Annotated in this window: 20 protein-coding genes and 1 other RNA gene; 11 read left to right on the forward strand and 10 right to left on the reverse strand. The window is 66.7% G+C overall.

Translation table 11 applies throughout. The features are described 5' to 3' along the window. The first annotated feature begins 25 nt into the window (after positions 1-25). Entirely contained in the window at positions 26-1,507 is a 1,482-nt protein-coding gene (gene sucB / locus C5B99_RS08740; RefSeq protein ID WP_104241359.1) for a 2-oxoglutarate dehydrogenase, E2 component, dihydrolipoamide succinyltransferase, read from the forward strand. Between the two features lie 5 nt (positions 1,508-1,512). On the opposite strand, the gene C5B99_RS08745 is transcribed toward sucB, so the two are convergent. Beyond that, complete coding sequence (locus C5B99_RS08745; protein ID WP_104241360.1) at positions 1,513-3,237, reverse strand: hypothetical protein; 1,725 nt, start codon at positions 3,235-3,237, stop codon at positions 1,513-1,515. 116 nt (positions 3,238-3,353) lie between these two features. Between C5B99_RS08745 and C5B99_RS08750 the strand changes: the two genes are divergently transcribed. After that, positions 3,354-4,073 carry a DUF4191 domain-containing protein gene (locus C5B99_RS08750; protein ID WP_104241361.1) on the forward strand — a complete coding sequence of 240 codons (720 nt, stop codon included), beginning with the start codon at positions 3,354-3,356 and terminating at the stop codon, positions 4,071-4,073. 36 nt (positions 4,074-4,109) lie between these two features. Here the strand turns inward: C5B99_RS08750 and C5B99_RS08755 are convergent, their stop codons facing one another. Beyond that, on the reverse strand, positions 4,110-4,535 hold the full coding sequence (locus tag C5B99_RS08755; protein ID WP_104241362.1) for an RDD family protein: 426 nt from the start codon (positions 4,533-4,535) through the stop codon (positions 4,110-4,112). 169 nt (positions 4,536-4,704) lie between these two features. Between C5B99_RS08755 and glnA (C5B99_RS08760) the strand changes: the two genes are divergently transcribed. Both glnA (C5B99_RS08760) and C5B99_RS08765 read left to right on the forward strand, forming a co-directional pair. Then, complete coding sequence (gene glnA, locus C5B99_RS08760) at positions 4,705-6,129, forward strand: type I glutamate--ammonia ligase (RefSeq protein WP_068492563.1); 1,425 nt, start codon at positions 4,705-4,707, stop codon at positions 6,127-6,129. A 134-nt stretch (positions 6,130-6,263) separates the two neighbouring features. Continuing rightward, on the forward strand, positions 6,264-6,590 hold the full coding sequence (locus C5B99_RS08765) for a hypothetical protein (RefSeq protein WP_104241363.1): 327 nt from the start codon (positions 6,264-6,266) through the stop codon (positions 6,588-6,590). A gap of 57 nt (positions 6,591-6,647) precedes the next feature. Here C5B99_RS08765 and C5B99_RS08770 read toward each other — a convergent pair whose 3' ends face one another. Both C5B99_RS08770 and glnA (C5B99_RS08775) read right to left on the reverse strand, forming a co-directional pair. After that, positions 6,648-9,665, reverse strand: a complete 3,018-nt coding sequence (locus tag C5B99_RS08770) for a bifunctional [glutamine synthetase] adenylyltransferase/[glutamine synthetase]-adenylyl-L-tyrosine phosphorylase (RefSeq protein WP_104241364.1) — start codon at positions 9,663-9,665, stop codon at positions 6,648-6,650. A gap of 3 nt (positions 9,666-9,668) precedes the next feature. Next, the gene (glnA, locus tag C5B99_RS08775; RefSeq protein WP_104241365.1) at positions 9,669-11,006 is read right to left on the reverse strand and encodes a type I glutamate--ammonia ligase; all 1,338 of its coding nucleotides are present in this window, start codon (positions 11,004-11,006) and stop codon (positions 9,669-9,671) included. Positions 11,007-11,081: 75 nt separating this feature from the next. Here glnA (C5B99_RS08775) and panB point away from each other — a divergent pair, with 75 nt between their 5' ends. Then, positions 11,082-11,909: a 3-methyl-2-oxobutanoate hydroxymethyltransferase gene (gene panB / locus C5B99_RS08780; protein WP_228496594.1), complete on the forward strand. Its 828-nt coding sequence runs from the start codon at positions 11,082-11,084 to the stop codon at positions 11,907-11,909. Positions 11,910-11,942: 33 nt separating this feature from the next. Here the strand turns inward: panB and C5B99_RS08785 are convergent, their stop codons facing one another. Then, positions 11,943-12,131 (reverse strand): hypothetical protein, encoded by a 189-nt coding sequence (locus tag C5B99_RS08785; RefSeq protein ID WP_104241367.1) that lies wholly within the window; start codon positions 12,129-12,131, stop codon positions 11,943-11,945. A 12-nt stretch (positions 12,132-12,143) separates the two neighbouring features. Between C5B99_RS08785 and map the strand changes: the two genes are divergently transcribed. Continuing rightward, complete coding sequence (map, locus tag C5B99_RS08790) at positions 12,144-13,016, forward strand: type I methionyl aminopeptidase (RefSeq protein ID WP_104241368.1); 873 nt, start codon at positions 12,144-12,146, stop codon at positions 13,014-13,016. Positions 13,017-13,056: 40 nt separating this feature from the next. Next, positions 13,057-13,839, forward strand: coding sequence for a polyphosphate--glucose phosphotransferase (gene ppgK / locus C5B99_RS08795; protein WP_104242077.1), 783 nt, complete (start codon positions 13,057-13,059; stop codon positions 13,837-13,839). An 89-nt stretch (positions 13,840-13,928) separates the two neighbouring features. Here ppgK and rnpB read toward each other — a convergent pair. After that, an RNA gene (gene rnpB / locus C5B99_RS08800) (RNase P RNA component class A) lies at positions 13,929-14,295 on the reverse strand. Between the two features lie 322 nt (positions 14,296-14,617). Between rnpB and C5B99_RS08805 the strand changes: the two genes are divergently transcribed. The 3 genes from C5B99_RS08805 to C5B99_RS08815 all read left to right on the forward strand — a co-directional run bounded on the left by C5B99_RS08805 (position 14,618) and on the right by C5B99_RS08815 (position 18,135). After that, the gene (locus C5B99_RS08805; RefSeq protein WP_104241369.1) at positions 14,618-15,934 is read left to right on the forward strand and encodes an ABC transporter substrate-binding protein; all 1,317 of its coding nucleotides are present in this window, start codon (positions 14,618-14,620) and stop codon (positions 15,932-15,934) included. A 111-nt stretch (positions 15,935-16,045) separates the two neighbouring features. Then, positions 16,046-17,176 carry a carbohydrate ABC transporter permease gene (locus C5B99_RS08810; protein WP_104241370.1) on the forward strand — a complete coding sequence of 377 codons (1,131 nt, stop codon included), beginning with the start codon at positions 16,046-16,048 and terminating at the stop codon, positions 17,174-17,176. After that, complete coding sequence (locus C5B99_RS08815) at positions 17,173-18,135, forward strand: carbohydrate ABC transporter permease (RefSeq protein WP_104241371.1); 963 nt, start codon at positions 17,173-17,175, stop codon at positions 18,133-18,135. Before C5B99_RS08810 ends, C5B99_RS08815 begins: the two co-directional genes overlap by 4 nt. Before the next feature lie 200 nt (positions 18,136-18,335). Here C5B99_RS08815 and C5B99_RS08820 read toward each other — a convergent pair whose 3' ends face one another. The 3 genes from C5B99_RS08820 to C5B99_RS08830 form a co-directional block, all read right to left on the reverse strand. Further along, the gene (locus tag C5B99_RS08820; protein ID WP_104241372.1) at positions 18,336-19,484 is read right to left on the reverse strand and encodes an ABC transporter ATP-binding protein; all 1,149 of its coding nucleotides are present in this window, start codon (positions 19,482-19,484) and stop codon (positions 18,336-18,338) included. 149 nt (positions 19,485-19,633) lie between these two features. Further along, the gene (locus C5B99_RS08825; RefSeq protein WP_104241373.1) at positions 19,634-20,368 is read right to left on the reverse strand and encodes a zinc ribbon domain-containing protein; all 735 of its coding nucleotides are present in this window, start codon (positions 20,366-20,368) and stop codon (positions 19,634-19,636) included. A gap of 101 nt (positions 20,369-20,469) precedes the next feature. Then, positions 20,470-21,294 (reverse strand): Nif3-like dinuclear metal center hexameric protein, encoded by an 825-nt coding sequence (locus C5B99_RS08830; RefSeq protein ID WP_104241374.1) that lies wholly within the window; start codon positions 21,292-21,294, stop codon positions 20,470-20,472. Positions 21,295-21,468: 174 nt separating this feature from the next. Here C5B99_RS08830 and C5B99_RS08835 point away from each other — a divergent pair, with 174 nt between their 5' ends. Next, positions 21,469-22,455 (forward strand): LacI family DNA-binding transcriptional regulator, encoded by a 987-nt coding sequence (locus tag C5B99_RS08835; RefSeq protein ID WP_181064971.1) that lies wholly within the window; start codon positions 21,469-21,471, stop codon positions 22,453-22,455. A 2-nt stretch (positions 22,456-22,457) separates the two neighbouring features. On the opposite strand, the gene C5B99_RS08840 is transcribed toward C5B99_RS08835, so the two are convergent. Further along, on the reverse strand, positions 22,458-23,396 hold the full coding sequence (locus tag C5B99_RS08840; protein ID WP_104241376.1) for an aldose 1-epimerase family protein: 939 nt from the start codon (positions 23,394-23,396) through the stop codon (positions 22,458-22,460). Positions 23,397-23,408 lie beyond the last annotated feature (12 nt).

The following is a 23,408-nucleotide window of genomic DNA, read 5'->3' on the forward strand; positions in this document are numbered from 1 at the left end:
GAACCACTCAAGGAGAACCCACATCATGAGCGAAGACGTAACGCTCCCGGCACTCGGCGAGAGTGTCACCGAAGGAACCGTCACCCGCTGGCTGAAGAGCGTCGGCGACACCGTCGAGGTCGACGAGCCACTGCTCGAGGTCTCGACGGACAAGGTCGACACCGAGATCCCGTCGCCCATCGCCGGCGTCCTCGAGGAGATCCTCGTTGGCGAAGACGAGACCGTCGAGGTCGGCGCAGTGCTCGCTCGCCTCGGCGACGGCTCCGGCGCGTCGTCCTCCGACGACAGCGCTCCTGCGGCCGAAGAGGCTCAGGCCGAGCCCGAGGTCGAGGAAGCGGCCGAGTCGACCTCGCAGCCCGCCGCGGCTCCCGAGGCCGAAGAGGCCCCTGCAGACAAGGAAGACGAGGGCTACGCAGAGCCGGCTCCCGAGAAGGAGACGACGTCTGAGGCTCCCGCCAAGCAGGCAGCGACCCCTGCCGCGCAGACGGCGCAGCAGTCCGCTTCCGCTCCGAAGCCGCCGGCGCAGCCCAAGCAGCCTTCGCAGCCCAAGCAGGCTGGTGAGACGGCGCAGGCCGCCTCGAGCTCCGACCCCCGCTACGTCACGCCGCTCGTTCGCAAGCTCGCGGCAGACGCTGGCGTCGACCTCTCGAAGGTCCAGGGCACCGGAGTCGGCGGGCGCATCCGCAAGGAAGACGTCGTCGCCTTCGCTGAGTCGAGCAAGTCCGCAGCTCCGGCAGCGGCAGCCTCGGCCGGCACCCCCGGCGAGCCCACCCCGTTCGAGGTCTCCGAGCTGCGTGGCACGACGGCGAAGATGTCGCGTCTCCGCAAGGTCGTTGCCGAGCGTGCTGTCGCTTCGATGAACTCGACGGCCCAGCTCACGACGGTCGTCGAGGTCGACGTGACTCGCATCGCGCAGCTGCGTGACCGCGTCAAGGGCGACTTCCACGCGAAGACGGGCAACAAGCTCTCGTTCCTGCCGTTCTTCACCCTCGCGGCGGCAGAAGCGCTCCAGAGCTTCCCGATCATCAACTCCACGGTCGACGGAGACTCCATCGTCTACCCGGAGTCCGAGAACATCGCCATGGCGGTCGACACCGAGCGCGGCCTACTCACGCCGGTCATCAAGAAGGCGTCGCAGTTCGACATCGCCGGCCTCGCAGGCCAGATCGCTGACCTCGCCGAGCGCACGCGTGACAACAAGCTGCTCCCGGACGAGCTTGCCGGCGGAACGTTCACGGTCACGAACACGGGCTCGCGCGGCGCGCTGTTCGACACGCCCGTCGTCTTCCTCCCGCAGAGCGCGATCCTCGGAACCGGGATCGTCGCGAAGCGTCCGGCTGTCGTGAAGACGGCAGACGGCCAGGAGTCCATCGCGATTCGCTCGCTGGTCTTCCTCGCGCTGAGCTACGACCACCGCATCATCGACGGTGCCGACGCTGCTCGCTTCCTCTCGCAGGTGAAGAACCGCCTCGAAGAGGGCGCGTTCGAAGGACAGCTCGGACTCTAGAGCCGTCACTGAGGAGCTGCCGCTCCTCGGACATCCCGCAGACGCCAGCCGGCCTCCCCACGAGCAATCGTGAGGGAGGCCGGTGGTGTCTCTGCGGCCTGGATCGCGTCCGCCGACCACAGATCCACCACGACGAGGTCGCCGTAGCGATCCCTGAGTGTCGCCGCTGTCAGTCCCGCGAGCTGGTCTGCTGCGCCCCCACCGCGGGCGAGGTCCGCGTGCAGGCCCGGCGCGCCACTCTGGTACACCTCCTCGAGACAACCGGCGGTCTCGCTGGCAAGGCACTCGGCCCGCCGCTCGACCAGGGCCAGCACGGCGACGGTCGGATCGTCCGCCATGGCGCGTGCGTGCCAGTCAGGGGCCCCAGCTGAGTCGGCGACGGGCATCGTCTCGTTCACCGGCGGGTTCCCGGAGCTCGGAGGGCCCGACTCAGCGGTGTGTGCGGGCCCGGCATCGCTCGCTCGCACGCTCGGAGCCGGATCCTCTCCCCCACCAGGTACCTCACCGAGCAGCCCCAGCGCCGCGGCGCAGATGCACAGGACCACTGCGGCAGCTGCCGCGATGCGAAAAGGCAGCCTGATGGTGCCCAGCGTGCGGCGCAGGAAACCCGGCTGCCGACGCGCCCGCTGCCGCCTCCTGCTCCGCCCACCGCGAGACGCCCGCTGATCGGGAGCCTCGGGGCGATCTCGACGTCTGGCTTCCCCTCGGGCCCGCAGGGAGTGCCCGAGGCGGACGTCTCTGCCTGCAGCGCCTGCCTCGGCGAAGTCCCCGTCTGCGTCGTCGTCGCCGTCGAGCAGCGAACTGGTCAAGCGGCGCGTGTCGGCACCCGCAGGATCGAAGTCATCGTGCCCGCCGGTAGCCGGAGCCACGTGCGGCAGCGTCGACTCGTGCGCCAGCAAGGCCCGACGTGGAGAGCGCTCTCCCGCAGCCGGGTCCTGGATATCACTGGCATCGTGCCAGGCGAAGAGCGCGTCGAGCAGGCGCTCGGGCAGCTCAGCATCCACATCACCGCTCAAGCACCTGTCGAGTTCGCGCTCGAGTGCCGCCGGCAGCTCGAGCTCGGTCGGCAGCTGCGCGAGGACCAGATCGGCGAAGCCCTCGAAGGCCTTCCAGTCGCGGACGATGCCGGGCTGCAGCCGGTCGTCGAACCCCTCGAGGCGTGACAGCGTGTCCCACCTCTTGACGACGGGTCGCCCCTGAGCGGTGAGCCGAACGTCCTCGAGGCCCAAGCCGCCGAGAGCGAGGCCCGCTCGGTGAAGCTCGGCGAGCGTCTCGGCGAGCGGAGCGAGGATCGTCACGATCTCACCGGTCGCGAGAGGGTATGGCCGGTCGAGCAGCTCCCCCACGCTGGATCCGATCGTCGCTTCGAGTACCGCCACGGCCTCTCGGCGATCCGTCAGACCAATGTCGAGCAGCACGGGGATGCTCGGGGCGCTGACCTCGTCGAAGACCTCGCAGAGCTCGGTGAGCGTCGGTCCCCCGCTCGCCTCGACCTCCACGACAAGCTCAACCGTGCCGTTGAGAGCTGCGGCAGGAAGCTGCGGTTGCGAGACGTCTGCTGCCCCGGAGAGCCACTCCTCCTCATCCGGTGCCGCCTGCTCCCTCGACACCGCCAGGAGGCGATGCCAGGCGCCGGTGTCGTCGAGCACCTCGACGACCCGCCAGCCCACGACGTCGAAGTACTCGGGGCGGTCGAGGCGGTCGGTTCCCGGCAGATTTCTGGCTCGCACAACGGGAGTCTGACGGTCCCCACACCAGCGGAGTGCACCAGCTTCATCGTCTGTGGAGAAGTCGTCACGAGTCCGAATGTGAATACGGGGTGAAGTGCCGGTATTCTGGATGCACTATGGCGAACTCTCCACAAGCCAGCCCAGCAGCGGAAAAAGAACCAGGTCGCTTCAAGCAGATCTGGCAAGTTCTCAAGATGACGGTCAAGTACGACAAGACCGCACCTTGGATCATGGCCGCTGCCGTGCTCGTCCCCCTGATCATCGCAGCGCTCGTGAGCATCTTCCTGCCTGGATCGAACGCGCTCATCTGGATCCTCACGATGATCCTCGGCCTCATGGTCGGCGTGCTCCTCTTCATGTTCACGCTGAACTGGCGCGCCGAGCGGGTGGCCTTCGGGCAACTCGAAGGGCGCGCCGGTGCAACCGGCCAGGTGCTCACCAGCGCCATGCGCGGAACCTGGCAGACCAGCGAGATGCCGGTCGCCTTCAACGCGAAGACGCAGGATGCGGTCTACCGTGCGATCGGCAAGCCCGGCGTTGTCATCCTCACCGAGGGCAGCAAGTCCGGCACCAAGCGACTGCTCGACGACGAGCGCCGCAAGACCGCGCGAATCCTGCCGAACGTGCCCATCCACCACTTCCACGTGGGGACGGGCGCCGACGACGTGAAGCTCGTCAAGGTCCGCAAGACCCTCAACAAGCTCCCGAAGAAGCTCACCAAGCCGGAGATCGTCGCCGTGACGAGCCGACTCAAGGCGCTCGGCAGCAACGCGCTCCCGATCCCCAAGGGCATTGACCCGATGCGGATGCGCTCGTCGCGTTCGCAGATGCGCTGATCCGCAGCATCCCCGCCAGAGACTCGCCCTGTCGCTCTACACGAGCCGCAGGGCGAGTTTTGTCATGATGTCGTGGCCGCCGCGTTGGTCGCTGTCCCAGACGAGCATGGGCAGCACGAGCGTCACGAGGAGCTGGCGGATGAGGGGACGCACGTAGCCGGGGGCTGAGCCATCGAGTCTGGTCACGCGCATCCGGAACAGCAGGTGTCCCGCCGAACCCCCGAAGAGCATGATGCCCACGGAGCTCATGGAGAAGAAGAGGAGCAGGATCGCGATCGACTCGTAGTCGAAGAAGAGGAACGCGACGCCGGCAGCGAGGGCGTAGTCCACGATGAGGGCAGGGATGCGTCGGCGCATGGGGCCTATCGAGCCTCGCCCTTCCTCGGGGTAGCCGAGGCGGTAGCCCGGGTAGCGGTTGTTCTCCGGGCGTGCGAACTCCGGACTGCTTGACTGTGCGGGCATCCGGACAGTTTACCTTCGCAATCCGAGCCTCCTCGGTGCCCGATCGCCCCTGCATATCACGCTCTGCGTAACGTGCACGAAACATAACAGTGACCAAGGGGCAACAGCGAGTGGTTAGCTTGTGACAGGACCCCGTCCGCCAACACCTTCGACACGACCCGGAGAAGCCATGTTCAAAGAACCGTCTGAAGTCCTCGCCTATATCGCCGATAACGATGTCAAGTTCCTCGACATCCGCTTCACCGACCTCCCGGGTGTGCAGCAGCACTTCAACATCCCCGCGTCGACCGTCGACGAGGAGTTCTTCTCCGTCGGCCAGCTCTTCGACGGCTCCTCGATCCGCGGTTTCGCGTCGATCCACGAGTCGGACATGCAGCTCATCCCCGACGTGACGACCGCGTACCTCGACCCGTTCCGTGACGCCAAGACCCTGATCATGGTCTTCGACATCTACAACCCGCGCACCGGTGAGATCTACCACCGCGACCCGCGCCAGGTCGCGAAGAAGGCTGTCGACTACCTGTCCTCGACGGGCATCGCCGACACAGCGTTCTTCGCTCCCGAGGCCGAGTTCTACATCTTCGACGACGTGCGCTACTCCGTGACGTCGAACCAGAGCTTCTACTCGGTCGACTCCGAAGAGGGCGCCTGGAACTCCGGCCGCGAAGAAGAGGGCGGCAACCTCGGCAACAAGACGCCGTTCAAGGGTGGCTACTTCCCCGTCTCCCCCGTCGACAAGACGGCAGACCTGCGCGACGACATCACGCTCAAGCTCATCGAGGCTGGTTTCATCCTCGAGCGCTCGCACCACGAGGTGGGCACCGGCGGGCAGCAGGAGATCAACTACCGCTTCGACACGATGGTCAGCGCTGCAGATGACATCCTGAAGTTCAAGTACATCGTCAAGAACACCGCTGAGCAGTGGGGCAAGTCGGCCACGTTCATGCCGAAGCCGCTCTACAACGACAACGGCTCGGGCATGCACACGCACCAGTCGCTCTGGAAGGACGGCGAGCCGCTCTTCTACGACGAGGCCGGCTACGGTTCGCTCTCCGACACGGCTCGCTGGTACATCGGCGGTCTGCTTGCGCACGCCAACTCGCTCGCGGCGTTCACCAACCCGACGACGAACTCCTACCACCGCCTGGTGAAGGGCTTCGAGGCTCCCATCAACCTGGTCTACTCGGCAGGAAACCGCTCGGCTGCGATCCGCATCCCGATCACGGGCTCCAACCCGAAGGCGAAGCGCATCGAGTTCCGCGCACCGGACGCCTCGGCCAACCCGTACCTCGCGTTCGCGGCCCAGCTCATGGCAGGCCTCGACGGTATCCAGAACCGCATCGAGCCGCACGAGCCCGTCGATAAGGACCTCTACGAGCTTCCCCCGGAAGAGGCGAAGAGCATCCCGCAGCTCGCCACCTCGCTGCCTGAGGCGCTCGCAGCTCTCGAGGCTGACCACGAGTACCTCACCAAGGGCAACGTCTTCACGCCGGAGCTCATCGAGAACTGGATCAACTACAAGACGGTCAACGAAGTGCAGCCGCTCGCGCAGCGCCCGCACCCGTACGAGTTCGAGCTCTACTACGGCGTCTAACTCGTCGCGGTAGCTCCACGCCCGGCCCGTCTCGCACTCTGCGAGGCGGGCCGGGCGTTTTGCGCGTGGCGATGTGCACGCCGGCACCCCCGTGCCTTCCAGGTAGGCGCTGGACGGCATGGCAGGCTGGGTGGATGGATGAAGCAGAACTCCACGAGCAGGCTCTGGCCGCGATCGACCACCACAAGCGGCTCGCCGCGAGCATCCACGCCGCGGCCGTCCGTCGGCTCTCGTCCGAGCCGCAGAGCGAGGACTGGCACCGGCACAACGCGGACGTCGACAGTGCCATCGACGAGCTCCTCGCCCACGAGTTCACGACGCCGAAGTCCGCGTTGCAGGCACTCGCCTCACACGAGGCCCAGCACGCCGTCGGCATCGGCAGGCAGTCCGGCCTCGACGCGGTCCTGATCGCCGACAGCCTCGAGCGCGCCATCATCGAGCAGCAGTCCGCGCAGTCCTAGGTCGAAGGCTCTCAGTCCTCGCTCTCGTCCGCGTCTGACGGAGCAAGGAGCGGGCGGCTACTCGCCGTAGAAGAGTCGCTCGAAGACGCGACGAGCGCGGCGGGTCTCCCCGAGGTAGTCGTCCTCGAGGTGCGGGCCCGAGCCCGGCGCGTAGCCCAGTGCACGTGCCACTGCATCGAGCGTCGGACCGTCCTGGGGCAGCAGGTCGGACTGCTTGTTCGTCGCCAGGTACAGCGCCGAGCGCACCCGCGAGGCCAGCAGCCAGGCGTCGCGCAGCTGATTGGCGTCGGTCGGCGTCAGCAGCTCCTCGTCCTGTGCGGCGTCGATGGTGCCGAGCGTCGATGTCGTCCGAAGGGACGTGCGATGCGTCGCGTGCTGCAGCTGCAGGGTCTGGGCGAGCCACTCGACGTCGCTCAGCGAGCCGCGCCCGAGCTTGAGATGTCGCGTTGGATCCGCTCCTTGCGGCAGCCGCTCGTTCTCGACTCTCGCCTTGATGCGCCGTACCTCGCGAAGGCCGTCCTCGGACAGCTCCTTGCCGTACCGGACCTCGTCGACGAGGTCCATGAACCGGTCACGCACGTTGGCATCCCCGACGACGTCGTGGGCACGCAGCAGCGCCTGGGTCTCCCAGCCGAGCGACCAGCGGGCGTAGTAGCTGCGGTAGGCGGACAGCGACCGGACGAGGGGCCCGGACTTGCCCTCAGGGCGGAGCCCCGCATCCAGGTCGATCGGCATGCGCGGGTCGGCCGTGAACTCCACGATCCGGTGCACGAGCGACAGGGCTCGCCGACTCGCGAGGTCGGGGTTCTCGAAGTCGCCCTTCTCGAAGACGTAGAGGACGTCGAGATCCGAGCCGAAGCCGAGCTCGCGACCGCCGTAACGGCCCATGGCGATGATCGCGAACGGAGGGTACTCGACCTTGTCGATGCGTCGGACCGCGTCGTACGCACCGTGGAGCGTCGCCGTCGCGATGTCGGAGAGACCCGCGCCCGTCTGCTTGATGTCGATGAGGCTGAGAAGACCGCCGATGGCCAGGCGCAGGACCTCGCGCCGACGGAACGTGCGAAGGGCCCTCCGAAGGGCAACCTCGTCGTCGTGGCGGCGGATCGTGGTGGCGACCTCGTCGAGCAGCGCGGTGAGGGTGCGGGGCTTCAGCTGGGCGTCGTCGTCCAGCCACTTCACCGCCTCCGGGTAGAGCTCGAAGAACTCTGCTGCGAACTTCGAACCGGAGAGCAGCTGCGTGAGCCGCTTGGCCGCCGCCGAGCTGTCGCGCAGGAGCCTCAGGTACCACGCGGTGTCGCCGAGCCGCTCCGAGAGCTTCCTGAAGGCGAGGAATCCGCTGTCGGGGTCGCTGCCCTGCGAGAACCAGTCGATGAGCACCGGCAGCAGCGTGCGCTGCATGATCGCTCTGCGGGACACCCCCTTCACGAGCGCAGTGATGTGCGCGAGCGCGCCCCGCGGGTCGAGGAATCCGATGGCGCGCAGGCGAGCCTCCGCCTGGTCCGAGCTCAGCGCGAACCCCTCCGTGGGCAGCGCCGCGACCGCGGAGAGCAGTGGGCGATAGAAGACCTTCTCGTGCAGACCGCGGACACGGAGCTTCACCCGCTGCCACTCGTCGGTGAGCTCGCGTGAGTTCGCGAAGCTCGCCGAGCGAGCCAGGACGGCACGTTCGATGTCGCTCGTCGGCATGAGGTGCGTGCGCCGCAGGGCACGCAGCTGGATCCGGTGCTCGAGCAGGCGAAGGAACTCGTAGTCGGAGGAGAACTGATTCGCGTCGTCGCGCCCGATGTAGCCGCCCTCGCTGAGCGCCTCGAGCGCCGCGAGCGTCGACCGTTCCCTCACGGTCTCGTCATGCTGACCATGCACGAGCTGAAGGAGCTGGACGGTGAACTCGATATCGCGGAGCCCGCCAGGTCCGAGCTTGATCTGCAGATCGACTTCCTCTGCAGGGATATGCTCGGTCACGCGCTCGCGCATCGCCCGTACCTGGTCGACGAAGTCCGCGCGGCTGGCGCTCGCCCAGATCAGCGGCTCGACGCGGCGCTCGAATTCCTCTCCGAGCCTCAGGTCGCCCGCCATGGCCCTGGACTTGATGAGTGCCTGGAACTCCCAGTTCTTCGCCCACCGCTCGTAGTAGCGCGCGTACGAGTCGATCGTGCGCACGAGCGCACCGTCCTTGCCCTCCGGCCTGAGGTTCGCATCCACCTCCCAGAGCGCTGGCTCGATGTCCGTCGAGTCGATGACGCGCATCGTGAGGCTGGCGAGCCTCGTGCCGATCTCGACGGCCTTCGGAACAGCGACGCGCTCCGGATCGGACGATTCGGCGACGAACATGATGTCGACGTCGCTGATGTAGTTGAGCTCCTCGGCGCCGGCCTTGCCCATGCCGATCACCGAGAGGCGAACGCACTCGACGTCCTCGGCAGGGAAGCGTCCGAATCCGCTCGGTGGCGCCTGGGTCTCTGCACGGGCGACCATGATCGCGGCATCCAGCGTCTCTCCTGCGAGGTCGGCAAGAGCACGACTCACCTCGCGGACGCACCCGCGCTGGTCGTCCTGGGCCAGGTCGAAGGCGGTGATGCGGGCCAGTTCGGTGCGGTAGCGGATGCGGAGGGATCGAATCGCCTCAGAGCCCGTGATCTGCGCGACAGCCATGCCGAATCCGCCGTCGGCGTCCGCCTGGTCGGCGTCGACGCCGACACTCGCCGCCATCCGGCGTTGCAGCTCGGCACGGGTCGGCAGCTCGGACTCGCCGGACTGCACGACCTCCATCGTGCGCGGGTGGCGCAGGAAGAACTCGGCCAGGCCTGTCGACGCCCCGAGCAGACGGACGACGGTCTTGGCGTTGGGTCGCTCCGCGAACAGCGAGTCGACGGCACTCGGGTGCTGCCGCGCGAGATACACGAGCCACTGGAGCGCCTGGTCCGGATCGGCGACGCGCTCGTCGACGACGGAGAACACGTCGTCTGCACGCACCCCGGTCAGCTCGGCGAGCTCCACAAGGCGCGGCTCGGCTTCGCTGGGCGCAGCGAAACCCGCCCTCGCGAGGCGCGTTCGCAGACCGTCAGAGCGCACGGCTTACAAGGAGTGCAGGTTCGAGGCGAGCTCGAAGGGGGTCACCTGAGCGCGGTACTGCTTCCATTCCGCACGCTTGTTCGCGAGGAAGTAGGCGAAGACCTGCTCTCCGAGCGTCTCGGCGACAAGCTCCGAGTTCTCCATGATGGCGATGGCCTCGTTGAGGCTCGACGGCAGCGGGTCGAAGCCGAGCACGCTGCGCTCACGCGGTGACATCTCCCAGATGTCTCCCTCGATCTCGGCCGGGAGCTCGTACTCCTCCGACACGCCCTTGAGGCCGGCCGAGAGCAGGACCGCGTACGCGAGGTACGGGTTTGCCGCGGAGTCGATGCCGCGGTACTCGACCCGAGCCGAGCCACCCTTGTTCGGCTTGTAGGTCGGGATGCGCACGAGCGCAGAGCTGTTGTTGTGGCCCCAGCACGCGTAGCTCGGGGCCTCGTCTCCGCCCCAGATGCGCTTGTAGGAGTTGACGAACTGGTTCGTCACAGCCGTGATCTCCGGCGCGTGCTTGAGGAGACCCGCGACGAAGTGCCTGCCGATCTTCGACAGCTGGTACTCGGCGCCCGGCTCGTGGAACACGTTCGTGTCGCCCTCGAAGAGCGAGACGTGCGTGTGCATGCCGCTGCCAGGGTGCTGCCACATCGGCTTGGGCATGAACGTGGCGTACACGCCCTGCTCGATGGCAACTTCCTTGACCACGGTGCGGAACGTCATGACGTTGTCGGCCGTGTTGAGCGCATCCGAGAACCTGAGGTCGATCTCGTTCTGGCCCGGGCCGGCCTCGTGGTGGCTGTACTCGACCGAGATGCCCAGGTCTTCCAGGATGCGCACTGCGCGACGACGGAAGTCGTGAGCGGTTCCGCCTGGCACGTTGTCGAAGTAGCCAGCGTTGTCTGCCGGCACCGGCTCGCCGCTGAGTGCCTCGTCGGACTTCAGCAGGTAGAACTCGATCTCGGGGTGCACGTAGAAGGTGAAGCCCTGCGCCGACGCCACGTCCAGCGCGCGGCGAAGCACGCGTCGCGGGTCGGTGACCGAGGGCTGCCCGTCCGGAGTGGAGATGTCGCAGAACATCCGAGCGGTCGGGTCGATCTCACCGCGCCACGGGAGCATCTGGAACGTCGACGGATCCGGGTGCAGGAGCATGTCGGCCTCAGACCGCCTCGTGAACCCCTCGACGGCTGAGCCGTCGAGTCCGATGCCCTCGTTGAAGGCACCCTCCACCTCCGCCGGTGCGATTGCCACGGACTTCAGTGTTCCGAGAACATCCGTAAACCACAGGCGGATGAACTTGATCCCGCGCTCCTCGATCTGGCGGAGTACGAAGTCCTGCTGCTTGTCCACTCGGGCTCCAATTCTTGTTGTGCGCCTCCCCCTAGGCTACTGGGCCTGAGGCCGCCCCGCCGTATGATGGCCTGCATGTCTCAGGCCAGTGCACCGAAGCGAGTCCGAATTCGACACTTTCAGACGGCCAAGGCCGCCGGCGAGCGCATCACCGCGCTCACGAGCTACGACGCCATGACCGCTGCGGTGTTTGACGAGGCAGGCATCGACGTGCTCCTCGTCGGAGACTCCGCGGCCACGACGGTGCTCGGTGAGACCTCGACGCTGCCCGTCACGGTCGACGAGCTGATTCCCATGGCACGCTCCGTCGCACGCGGCGTGTCGCGAGCCCTCGTCGTCGCAGATCTTCCGTTCGGCAGCTACGAGCGCGGACCCGAGCAGGCTCTGGACACCGCGGTCAGGTTCATGAAGGAGGCCGGCGTGCAGGCCGTGAAGCTCGAGGGCGGCGTGCGTTCGCAGGCCACCATCAAGCGCATCGTCGAGGCCGGGATCCCCGTGATGGCCCACATCGGCTACACCCCGCAGAGCGAGCACGGCCTCGGCGGGCACGTCGTGCAGGGCCGAGGCGACGCGGCGGAGCGAGTTCGAGCAGACGCTCGGGCGGTGCAGGAGGCCGGCGCGTTCAGCGTGGTCCTCGAGATGGTCCCAGCCGTCCTGGCCGCGGAGATCACGCGGGAGCTCGTCATCCCGACCATCGGCATCGGCGCCGGTGCCGAGTGCGACGGCCAGATCCTCGTGTGGACCGACGCGATGGGCCTCGGCACCGGTCGCATGCCGCGCTTCGTGCGCAAGTACGCCGACCTGCGCGGCATCCTCCTCGACGCCGCATCGAGCTACCGCGACGAGGTCAAGTCAGGCGCGTTCCCCTCGGAGGCGGAGAGCTTCGAGGACCAGTCCGGCTAGGGCCGCCTCGAGAACGAGGAGGGACGCCGAAGGTCAGCGGTCCTCTTCGGCCTCTTCCTCAGCCCAGGCCTTCGCGCGCTCCTGAAGCTTCTCAGGGGCGCGCTTCGCCTCTGCCTCGGATGCGAACGGGCCGACGAGCTCGGAGCCGAGGGACTGCCGTCCGACCTCGACCTCGCCCGTGCGCGAGTTGTACCAGAATTCCTGTGCATGCGTATCGGTCATAGGCTCAAGCGTATGCCGAAAGACCCGAATACAGGACTCCTCATCCCCGGCCGCAGCGCCTCGGCCAGATCCGTCCCAGCCGCCATCGCCCGCCCGCCGTACGTCGGCAAGCAGGCTCCGGACACGTGGACGGGCGGGGACGTCTACACGCCGGAGGAGATCGCCCGGATCGAACGGGCATCCGCCATCGCCGCCGATGCCCTCGAGCACCTCGAGCAGTTCGCCGTCCCAGGCGTCACCACCGATGAGCTCGACAGCATCGCGCACGACTTCGTGACCGCGCGAGGCGCCTATCCGTCGACGCTCGGCTACCGCGGGTTCCCGAAATCGAGCTGCACCTCGCTCAACGAGGTGATCTGCCACGGGATCCCAGACGACACGATGCTCGAATCCGGGGACATCCTCAACGTCGACATCACTGCCTACTTCGAGGGCATGCACGGAGACACGAACCGCATGTACCTCGTCGGCGACGTCGCCGACGAGTCGCGGCTGCTCGTCGAGCGCACGCACGAGGCCATGATGCGCGGCATAGCCGCAGCCAAGCCCGGACGGCAGGTCAACGTCATCGGGCGAGTCATCGAGAAGTACGCGGGCAGGTTCGGCTACGGGGTCGTGCGCGACTACACGGGCCACGGTGTCGGTGGCGCGTTCCACTCCGGCCTGATCATCCCGCACTACGACTCCCCGCAGTACACCACGGTCATCGAAGAAGGAATGGTCTTCACCGTCGAGCCGATGCTCACGCTCGGAACCTCGGACTGGCGCCTCTGGGATGACGGCTGGACCGTCGTGACCTCCGACGGCTCTCGGTGCGCCCAGTGGGAGCACACCGTCGTCGTCACCTCAGGCGGCCCGCGGCTCCTCACCGTGCCATCGGCCTGACGGCGCGAACGGGCACCCTGCTCCCGATATGCTCACACGCATGGGCAAGAGCAGAGCCACCAAGGCCATCGGCATCGACATCGGCGGCACCGGCATCAAGGGGGCGCTCGTCGACCTTCGCACGGGCGAGCTGCTCTCCAAGCGGCGCAAGGTGCCGACGCCGGTCGGCGGTGACCCGCGCGAGGTCATCGACGCGACCATGGAGATCGTCCGCAAGATCTGGGACAAGGACCTCGACGGCGACACGGACGTCCCGGTGGGCATCAGCGTTCCCGCCATCGTCAAGCACGGGGTGACGCGCTCCGCGGCCAACATCTCGCCGCGCTGGATCGACTTCGCCGCCAGGGCGGCCTTCTCCGAGGCGGTCGGGCGCGAAGTGGCGCTCGCGAACGATGCAGACGCGGCCGGCATCGCGGAGGTGCGCTTCGGCGTGGCGCACGGGCGACTCGACAGCGTCATCATGACGACGCTCGGCACGGGCATCGGGACGGCCATGTTCTACGGGGGCCACCTGTTCCCGAACTCCGAGCTCGGGCATATCAGCATCGGCGACCACAGCGACTACGAGAAGTTCGCCTCGTCGAAGGTGCGCGAGCGCGATGAGCTGTCGTTCTCGGAATGGGGTTCGCGACTCACTCCCTATTACCGTCAGCTCGAGGCGCTCTTCTCCCCCGACGTCTTCATCGTCTCGGGCGGTATCTCCAAGCAGGCAGACGAGTTCCTGCACTACATCGACGTCGAGACCCCCATCGTCGTCGCCGAGTTCATGAACAACGCTGGCATCGTCGGCTCAGCATGCCTCGCAGCCGAGCACTGGGTCTGATCCCCGACCCTCGACACGCGCTGAATCGAACGGCGGAGGCCGGGCCGGAAGCCAGAACAGCTTCAAGCCCGGCACCGCGACCAAGAGAGTGAGCAGGCCGACCGATACGCCGGGTTCTGTCCCGATGTGAATCGGGGGCGGCCATCTCTCTCGCGCACACGTTGCCGCGTGCATCTAGCGGCCTACCCGGGGACTCGGCGAGCAGCGTCGTCATCCCCTGTATGGCCTTGCTCCGGACGAGGTTTACCTTGCGGCGCCTGTCACCAGGCGCCCGGTGGGCTCTTACCCCACCCTTTCACCCTTACCCCTGCATCCCGAAGGACGCGGCGGGGCGGTCTGCTTTCTGTGGCACTGTCTCGCGGGTTTCCCCGGGTGGGCGTTACCCACCGTCCTGCTCTGCGGAGCCCGGACGTTCCTCGGCATGGCTTCCCATGACGCGACCGCCTGGTCGACCTGCTCACGCACCATCGTAGTGCCTGGAGAACGCTCCGGAAATTGTCCAGACAACCTGACCCAGCGTGAGCGAATGATGCTTCCATGAGCAGGGGTCAGAGCGAGGAACGTGCCATATTCACCGCAGCTGGACATCCCTTCATAACGACTTAGTGAACGGCGTGGATCAACTGACGAGTTCGTGTACGCTCCAAAAGCGCACGGCATTTCCACACGCAGCTCTCAGGAATGCCGTGGCCGAACCGACGAGCTCTTGCAGCAAATCTGGGCAATGACTGCCCGGAACGGCGGTTCGCTCGCAGTCAAGGACTTAAGGAGGAGTTCAATGACAACATCCACGAAGCGACGTGCCGCAACATCGGTTGCCGCACTCGCAGTCGCCGGTCTCGCCCTGACCGCCTGTTCCGGTGGCCCCGGCGTGCAGGACAGCTCGGGCGGCCCAAGCGACAACAAGGTCACGATCTACGGCACGATCGTCGACGCCGAAGCCGAGCTCCTCGAGGAATCGTGGGCCGGCTGGGCGGAAGAGAACGGCATCGAGATCGTCTACGAAGGCTCCAAGGAGTTCGAGACGCAGATCTCCGTTCGAGCCCAGGGCGGTACCCCGCCGGACATCGCAATCTTCCCGCAGCCCGGCCTCATGGGCGACCTCGCCAGTGGCGGCCTGCTCACGGAGGCACCGGAAGGCGTCGTCAGCAACCTCGAGCAGTACTGGTCGGAAGACTGGAAGACGTACTCCTCGTACGACGGCACGGTCTACGGGGCGCCACTCATGGCGAACCTCAAGGGCTTCGTCTGGTACTCGCCGAAGTTCTTCAAGGACAACGGATACGAAGTGCCGAAGACGTGGGAAGAGCTCATCACGCTCACCGGCGAGATCCAGGCCAAGACCGGAACCGCGCCCTGGTGCGCCGGCTTCGGCTCAGACGCCGCAACCGGCTGGCCGGGCACCGACTGGATCGAAGACCTGGTCATCCGCCAGCAGGGACCAGAGGTCTACGACCAGTGGGTCGCGAACGAGATTCCCTTCACCGACCCGCGCATCCAGGCCGCGTTCGATGAAGCAGGCAAGATCCTCACGAACCCCGACTACGTCAACGCAGGCTTCGGCGACGTGCGCTCCATCAACTCGACCGCATTCGGCGACCCAGCCGCGAAGCTCGTCGACGGCACGTGCGCGCTGCACCACCAGGCTTCCTTCTACGACGGCTTCATCACCGAAGCGGGCGGCACGGTCGGTGAGGACGGCGACGTCTGGGCCTTCATGACCCCGCCCGTCGAGGGCAAGGAACTCGCCGTCACGGGCGGCGGCGAGATCGTGGGATCGTTCAACGCGGACGAGGACACGGTCAAGGTCCAGGAGTACCTCTCCAGCCCTGAGTGGGCGAACAGCCGCGTCTCCCTCGGAGGCGTGATCAGCGCGAACACCGGTCTCGACCCGGCAAGCGCGTCCAGCCCCATCCTGCAGGAGTCCATCGCGATCCTCCAGGACCCGGCGACAACCTTCCGCTTCGACGGATCTGACCTCATGCCCTCGGCAGTGGGAGCAGGAACGTTCTGGAAGGGCATCATCGACTGGATCAACGGCACGGACGTCAACACCGTGACCACCCAGATCGAATCAGGCTGGCCCTCCAGCTAAGCACCGTGTTGTGGAGCACTCGGCCTCGCGCCGGGTGCTCCACACGCATTCCACCGCACGGACGACGACGTCCCCCGCGCACGTGCTTGTCTGCCACCCTGGAAGGTCACAATGGCAAGTTTCTTCACGTGGCTGGCCCAACTGCCGCCACTCCTGCAAGTCCCGATCGTCATCATCGCGTTCCTCGCGGTGGTTGCGCTCATCGTCTACTTCGTCGAGCTCGCCCCTCGACCCGGCAAGAAATACACGATCCTGCGGCTCGTCGTCTGCATCGCAGTCCCAGTCGCACTCGTGTTCATCCTCGGCACCTACACCTGGGCGGCGATCGTCGCCATCCTGCTCGGTGCGCTGCTCTTCTGGTTCGACCAGCGGTCGCGTGAAGGCGCCGGCTACCTGATCGGCCTCATCGGCTTCCTCGCACCTGCGCTGATCCTGGTGATCATCGGACTCATCGTCCCGAGCATCCAGACCACCGGCCAGGCGTTCACGAACAAGTCCGGCGACTTCGTCGGCCTCGAGAACTTCATCTGGATCTTCACGCAGCCAAGCGGAATCCGGACCGTCCTCAACACGATCATCTGGGTCGTCGTGACGCCGATCCTGTCGACAGTCGCGGGCCTCGCCTACGCCGTGTTCATCGACAAGTCGCGTGGTGAGAAGTTCCTGAAGGCGCTCGTCTTCATGCCCATGGCGATCTCGTTCGTGGGCGCGTCCATCATCTTCCGGTTCATGTACACGGCACGACCAGCCGATCAGGACCAGATCGGCCTCCTCAACCAGATCATCGTCTGGTTCGGCGGGCAGCCATACGACTTCCTCGCCGAGTCGCCACTGAACACGTTCTTCCTCATCATCGTGCTCATCTGGGTGCAGACCGGTTTCGCCATGGTCGTGCTCTCGGCCGCCATCAAGGGCGTTCCGATGGACCAGATCGAAGCCGCGTCCCTCGACGGTGCCAACCCGTGGCAGCGATTCATCAACGTCACGGTCCCCGGCATCCGTTCCTCGCTCGTCGTCGTCGTCACGACGATCTCCATCGCCTCGCTCAAGGTCTTCGACATCGTTCGCACGATGACCGCGGGCGCGAACGACACGAGCGTCATCGCGAACGAGATGTACACGCAGTTCAAGACCTTCGAGACCGGACGATCGGCCGCCTTCGCGGTCGTGCTGTTCATCCTCGTGCTGCCGATCATCATCTACAACGCGAACCAGATGAAGAAGCAGAGGGAGATCCGATGAGCGCCATCGTTCCAGTCGAACTGCCCGTCGACACGAAGACGGCGGAACAGCTCGCACGAGGCGAGAAGAGCACAAGCGGCAAGGTGAAGAAGAACCTCACCAGCCGCTGGGCCACCATCGCTGCGATCACGATCGCCGTGGTGTGGACCATCCCGACCTTCGGGCTCTTCGTCTCCTCGTTCCGACCCAAGGCGGAGGTCGTCAGCACCGGCTGGTGGACGATCTTCCAGAACTGGGGCCTGACCTTCGACAACTATGTCGAAGTGCTCGCCTCCGGCAATACGCAGCTCACGATGGCGCAGGCGTTCCTGAACTCCATCGTCATCGCGCTCCCCGCGACGGTCATCCCGCTCGCGATCGCGCTGCTCGCCGCGTACGCGTTCGCGTGGATGGACTTCAAAGGCAAGAACTGGCTGTTCATCCTCGTCTTCGCCCTCCAGGTCGTGCCGATCCAGATGGCACTCGTGCCGCTGCTGCAGCTCTTCGCCCGCGGTGAGATCTTCGGTGTCCCCGTGATCGCCGCGTTCGGAGCAGATGCTGGCTTCGCACAGGTGTGGATCGCTCACTCGATCTTCGCCATGCCGCTCGCCATCTTCCTGCTGCACAACTTCATCTCGGAGATCCCGCGTGAGGTCATCGAGGCAGCTCGCGTCGACGGTGCGAGCCACGGCCAGATCTTCTTCCGCATCATCGTGCCGCTGACGCTGCCCGCCGTGGCCTCGTTCGGCATCTTCCAGTTCCTCTGGGTCTGGAACGATCTGCTGGTCGCGCTCGTCTTCGCGGACGGTGCGGTGGCCCCCATGACGAAGCTGCTCGCCGAGATCACGGGTTCGCGTGGTCAGGAATGGCCGCTCCTCACGGCTGGTGCGTTCCTCTCCATCCTCGTGCCCCTCATCGTGTTCTTCTCGCTGCAGCGCTACTTCGTCCGCGGCCTGCTGGCAGGATCCACGAAGGGCTAATCCCGTCGGCGCCCTCGGGCGCTCGCATCACACGACTGAGGGGGAGCCAGCCGGCTCCCCCTCAGTCGTGCGCTGACGCAGCAGTTCGTGGTGCCCGCTCCCTCGCTCCCCCATACCGACGCATCTCCTCGGTCGCACAGCAGAACGCCCTCCCCAGATCTGTGATCTGGGGAGGGCGTTCGCCGCTCTGGAGAAGCGTGCTAGTTGGCGGCTCCGCTCGCGAGAGCGTCGTTCGCCTCCTGCAGGCGGATGGCCTCCGTGAGCGCACCGCTGATGCGCTGCTCGGTCTCCGGGTCGAAGATGTGGATGTGGTCGTTGTCCGTGGTGACGTAGATCGTCTCGCCCACCTCAGGGTGGCTGCGGCCGTCGACGCGAGCGACGATGTCTGTGCGCGTTCCGTCGATGATCGAGTGGCCGTAGAGGTAGCCCTCAGCGCCCAGCTCCTCGACGAGGTCGACCTCGACCTTGAGGCCCGGCTTCTCCTCGCGCGAGATGATGATGTCGTCGGGGCGGACTCCGACCGTGGCGGTACCGGACTTGAGCTTTGCCAGCGTGGCGCGCTCGAGCGGGATGACGTCGGTTCCGAAGCGCACGCCCTCTGAGGTGAGGTCGGCACCGAAGATGTTCATCGACGGGCTGCCGATGAAGCCGGCGACGAAGACGTTCTTCGGCTTCGCGTAGAGCTCGCGCGGCGTTCCGACCTGCTGGAGGACCCCGTCCTTGAGGACCGCGATGCGGTCACCCATCGTGAGGGCCTCGGTCTGGTCGTGCGTGACGTAGACCGTTGTGACGCCGAGGCGGCGGGTGAGGCTCGCGATCTGCGTACGCGTCTGCACACGGAGCTTCGCGTCGAGGTTGGAGAGCGGCTCATCCATGAGGAAGACCTGGGGGCTGCGCACGATGGCGCGACCCATGGCGACACGCTGACGCTGACCACCGGAGAGCGCCTTCGGCTTGCGGTCGAGGTACGGCTCGAGGTCGAGGATCTTGGCGGCCTCGAGGACACGCTTGGCGCGCTCTTCCTTGTTGATGCCAGCGATCTTGAGCGCGAAGCCCATGTTCTCGCCGACCGTCATGTGCGGGTAGAGCGCGTAGCTCTGGAACACCATGGCGATATCGCGGTCCTTGGGCGGGAGGTGCGTGACGTCGCGGTCGCCTATCAGGATGCGGCCGTGATTCACCTCTTCGAGCCCTGCCAGCATGCGCAGCGATGTCGACTTGCCGCAGCCGGATGGTCCGACGAGGACGAGGAACTCTCCGTCGTCGATCTCGAGATCCAGGCTGTCGACCGCGGGACGAGCGCCCTCGGTGTAGACGCGCGATGCGCTTTCAAAGGTCACAGTTGCCATAGGAGTACTCCCTCATTACCGGCAGGTACGTGCCGGACGATCCGTAGTAATAGGTGAGGAGCAACGATGCGTTTCACTTCAAGCGACGCCGTCGGCGCTCCGCCACTGAGTATGTCAGAACTCAGCGGCGGGCGCTCGACTTTCTCAGATCAGAGCGCGGACTTCTCCGTGCGGACCAGGACGGCGCCAGAGTCCGGGCAGATCACGACGTCATCCGGCGCGGCGCGGCGGATCTTCTCGAGCTCGGGCCGGTCGAGAGCCACGTTGGTTCCGGTCGTGATGTTGCCGATGAGCTCGGCCGCGCCGACGCCGTAGCGCTCACGCTGCTTCTCGTACAGCGCGACGAGGTCAGCCGGCAGGCTCGCGAGGACGCTCGCCCGCTGCTCGGAGAGGACACGGTACTCGCCCTTGAGGTTGTCGCGAGCGGCGTCGCGCAGCACCGTGAGCTCCCGCGCGCGGTCTTCGACGCTTCGCTGCGATTCGAGCGCGCCCTCGTGCGCCGCGGTCTGCTCCTCCACGCGCTGCATGACCACGAGCTCGCCGTCCTCGAGGATCGTGCGGCGCCGCTGGAGCACCTCGATCTCGCGCTGCAGCGCCTCGATGTCCTTCCGGCTCGACGCACCCTGCAGCCGGTCGTTGTCGCGCTTCAGACGCGCCTCGACAGTCTCCACATCCGACTCGATCTTCTTGAGTTCGCTGCGCGAGTCCTCGAGCTGACCGAGCAGCTGCACGACCTCAGCGCGGTGCTTCGTCCGCTCCTCGTCGAGGGCGTTCAGGTGGTGCTGCTCTGGCAGGTTCTTCGCGACGTGCTGCACACGGCGGCGCTTGGTGTCGACCTCGGCCAGGTCGAGCAGACGGCGCTGGTCTGCTTCGCTGGCCTTCATGCCTGGCCCCGGTTCATGTCTTGGTTGTCGTTCATAGTTCCCTCATTCTGTCGTGAAGTCGTGTGCCGCCCGCGCAGGGCGCGCACGTGGCCCGCCGCGCACTACTGGGGAATGGCGAACTCCCACGGGTCGGTGCGGAGCTCGGACACCTCGACGTCGAGTTGCGGGAATTCCGCGCGCAGCTCACGAGCAGCATGGTCGAGCCACAGCCACTCGCTCGCCCAGTGCGAGGTGTCGATGAGTGCGGGCCCCCGACCGCGTGCGAGTGTCTGCTCGAGCGACTCCGAGGCCGGGTGGTGGCGAAGATCGCTCGTGATGTAGACGTCGGCCCCGACGACCTTCGGGTCCTCGAGCAGCGAGTCGCCGGCTCCGCCGCACAGCGCGACGGTCTCGACGAGGCGGTCGAAGGAGCCCGCTGCTCGGATCCCCGTCGCGGTTGCCGGCAGTATGCCCGCGAGAGCCCGTGCGAGCGCCCCGAGCGTCATGGGCTGCGGGAGGACGCCGACGCGTCCGAGGCCGCGGTCGGGGTTGTCTGCGGACGGCACGATCGGCGTGACCTGTTCGAGCCGGAGCGCAGCGGCGAGTGCCGCCGACGTGCCGGTCTCCACGACGTCGGCGTTCGTGTGCGCTGCGAGAAGCGCGCAGTCCGCGCGGATGAGCTGCGCGAGGAGCGAGCCCTTCGCGCTCGACTCCGCCACGGCCGTGACGCCGCGCAGAAGCAGCGGATGATGCACGAGCAGGAGGTCGGCGGATGTGTCGACGGCTTCACTCACGGTCAGCTGGGCGGCATCGACTGCGAGGAGGATGCGGCCCACCTCAGCGTCGAGCGCGCCGGAGACGAGACCGACCGAGTCCCAGGACTCCGCTCCTGACGAGGGCCAGTTCCGCTCTCCGAAAATGAGCACGTCGCGCAGTCGGGTCACCATGGGGCGATTCTACCGGCGGTGCTGCCGTCGGGTACCGCACTTTCCGCGTAGTGTTAGCACTCCGAAGCTCCCTCCCCCGGAGCCCTTCTCCCAGAGTTTCCCCCAGGAGACCTCTTGTCAGAGCAACAGCGTCGTGCTGTCCCAAATCCCGCAAAGCGTCCAACGATTCGCGACGTGGCGGCGGTTGCCGGCGTGTCCAAGTCGCTCGTCTCGCTCGTGTACAGCGATCCGGAGAAGGTCAGCGAGGCGCGGAAGAGCCGTGTGCTCGCAGCCGCCGAAGAGCTGGGGTTCCGACCGAATCTGCTCGCGAGGTCGCTGGCGACCAACATGAGCGACTTCATCGGGATTCTCGTGGCAGACCCGATCAACCCCGTGTTCGCGGAGATCATCGACGCGGCGAGCCTGGAGTTCGACCGGGCCGGTCGGCGCGGGCTGATGACAACCGCCGTGCTGCCAGAGTCGGGGACCGTGCGCCAGCTCGACGAGGGCACGATCGCGACGCTCAGCGATCTGCGGCCGAGGAGCGTCCTCATCGCCGGCTCCCTTCCTGATGCCGCCTCGCTCGGTGCTCTCGCGGAGGATCGTCCCGTCGTCGTGGCATCCGGCCTTGCCGAAGGGCTGCCGAACGCGGGCTGCGTGCGAACCGACGACCGCAAGGGCCTCGCGCTCCTGGTCGAGCACCTGACCTCCCTCGGCCACCGCGACATCGCGCATCTCGGAGGGCTTGCCGCCGCCGGCCGCAGCCGGGCGGAAGCCTACGAGGAAGCGATGACGGCGCACGGACTCTCCGGACACGTGCAGGTCCAGGAGAGCGACTTCACCGAGCTCGGAGGCTACGTCGCGGCGACGAGCCTGCTGTCCCGTGCGACCCAGCCGACCGCGATCATCGCACCAAACGACCTTGCCGCCCTCGGCGTACAACGTGCACTCGAGGAGCGCGGCCTGACGACGGACGACGTGGCGCTCACAGGCTACGACAACTCGTTCCTCGCATCCATCGCCGGTGTCTCGCTCACCTCCGTCGACCCGCACAACGGGGTCATCGGACGAGAAGCCGCGAGGTGGCTCATCGAGGCCGAGGCGGGCAACGAATCGCTGCCGCAGGAACTGCTCGTCGAACCGCGGCTCGTCGTCCGCCGTTCTTCGGGCAAGGGCGTCTGAGCTCAGCTCTCGTCTGCCGGCGAGAAGCGAACTCCCCACGAACCGCTCCAGACCTGCGCGACGTCGAGCTCGATGAGGTCGACGCCCGAATTGAGGGCGTCCGGTGGTGACGTCATCGGCTCCGCGGCGAACGCAAGACCAGTGCCTCCGTGGTGCTCTTCGGGGCGGGGGAAGTCGGCGGGCGTGTAGAGCTGGAGGTGCCGGAAGTCGGCGTCGCCCCAGAGCTCGAGGCGAGCCCCGGCCGCGGACTCGACGCTCAGCAGCGTGCGGTCACCGGAAGGGCGGACGCGGAAGGCGTAGTTGAGGTCGAGATCGCCCACCCTGCGACCCGCACGAAGGTCGAACGTTCCTCCCGACACGACGGGCTCGGTTCCGACCGGGAGCAGTCGATCATCGAGCAGCACGCGCTCGACGAGGTCGGCGCTGACGACGAGATCGGCGATCGGCTCCTCTCCGACGCGGAAGTACGGGTGAGCTCCGACCGCGAAGAGCGCCTTCTGCGTGCCGAGATTGGCGACCGTGTGCGTGACGACGAGACCGTCGTCGACGGCCTCGTACCGCACCGTGTGGCGGAGCGTGAAGGGCCAGCCGTGCTGCGGGAACACCGTCGCGGAGAGTTCGAGGCCCGAGCCTGTCTCTCCGACGACCGCGTACTCCGTGTTGCGCATGAGACCGTGCGAGGCGTTGCCCTTGCTTGGCTCCGTGATGTCGAGCTGCTGCGTCTTCCCGTCGTGCGCCCATCGGCCATCCCTGACCCTGTTCGGCCAGGGGAACAGCGTCAGGCCAGCGCCGAAGGGTGGGAGCACATCGTCGCCGAAGTCCTCGACGAGCTGCACGCCGCCGACCTCGAGGGAACGGAGCACCGCAGCGACCCGGCCGACCTTGACGCGGACTCGTCCGCTCACAACCTCGTGCTGGGGACCGGTGACTGGTGGATGCATGCGTCCACCGTA

Origin of the sequence: Pseudoclavibacter sp. Z016, assembly GCF_002931215.1 — a bacterium.
Lineage (GTDB): Bacteria > Actinomycetota > Actinomycetes > Actinomycetales > Microbacteriaceae > Pseudoclavibacter.

What these genes read in the sequence shown, in the direction of transcription:
- C5B99_RS08840 (WP_104241376.1), bottom strand. Translation starts at nt 23,396, where the DNA reads ATGCATCCACCAGTCACCGGTCCCCAGCACGAGGTTGTGAGCGGACGA.
- C5B99_RS08815 (WP_104241371.1), top strand. Translation starts at nt 17,173, where the DNA reads ATGAGCGCCATCGTTCCAGTCGAACTGCCCGTCGACACGAAGACGGCG.
- C5B99_RS08830 (WP_104241374.1), bottom strand. Translation starts at nt 21,294, where the DNA reads ATGGTGACCCGACTGCGCGACGTGCTCATTTTCGGAGAGCGGAACTGG.
- C5B99_RS08750 (WP_104241361.1), top strand. Translation starts at nt 3,354, where the DNA reads ATGGCGAACTCTCCACAAGCCAGCCCAGCAGCGGAAAAAGAACCAGGT.
- ppgK (WP_104242077.1), top strand. Translation starts at nt 13,057, where the DNA reads ATGGGCAAGAGCAGAGCCACCAAGGCCATCGGCATCGACATCGGCGGC.
- C5B99_RS08785 (WP_104241367.1), bottom strand. Translation starts at nt 12,131, where the DNA reads ATGACCGATACGCATGCACAGGAATTCTGGTACAACTCGCGCACGGGC.
- sucB (WP_104241359.1), top strand. Translation starts at nt 26, where the DNA reads ATGAGCGAAGACGTAACGCTCCCGGCACTCGGCGAGAGTGTCACCGAA.
- panB (WP_228496594.1), top strand. Translation starts at nt 11,082, where the DNA reads ATGTCTCAGGCCAGTGCACCGAAGCGAGTCCGAATTCGACACTTTCAG.
- C5B99_RS08825 (WP_104241373.1), bottom strand. Translation starts at nt 20,368, where the DNA reads ATGAAGGCCAGCGAAGCAGACCAGCGCCGTCTGCTCGACCTGGCCGAG.
- C5B99_RS08765 (WP_104241363.1), top strand. Translation starts at nt 6,264, where the DNA reads ATGGATGAAGCAGAACTCCACGAGCAGGCTCTGGCCGCGATCGACCAC.
- C5B99_RS08805 (WP_104241369.1), top strand. Translation starts at nt 14,618, where the DNA reads ATGACAACATCCACGAAGCGACGTGCCGCAACATCGGTTGCCGCACTC.
- C5B99_RS08755 (WP_104241362.1), bottom strand. Translation starts at nt 4,535, where the DNA reads ATGCCCGCACAGTCAAGCAGTCCGGAGTTCGCACGCCCGGAGAACAAC.
- C5B99_RS08820 (WP_104241372.1), bottom strand. Translation starts at nt 19,484, where the DNA reads ATGGCAACTGTGACCTTTGAAAGCGCATCGCGCGTCTACACCGAGGGC.
- map (WP_104241368.1), top strand. Translation starts at nt 12,144, where the DNA reads ATGCCGAAAGACCCGAATACAGGACTCCTCATCCCCGGCCGCAGCGCC.
- glnA (WP_068492563.1), top strand. Translation starts at nt 4,705, where the DNA reads ATGTTCAAAGAACCGTCTGAAGTCCTCGCCTATATCGCCGATAACGAT.
- C5B99_RS08810 (WP_104241370.1), top strand. Translation starts at nt 16,046, where the DNA reads ATGGCAAGTTTCTTCACGTGGCTGGCCCAACTGCCGCCACTCCTGCAA.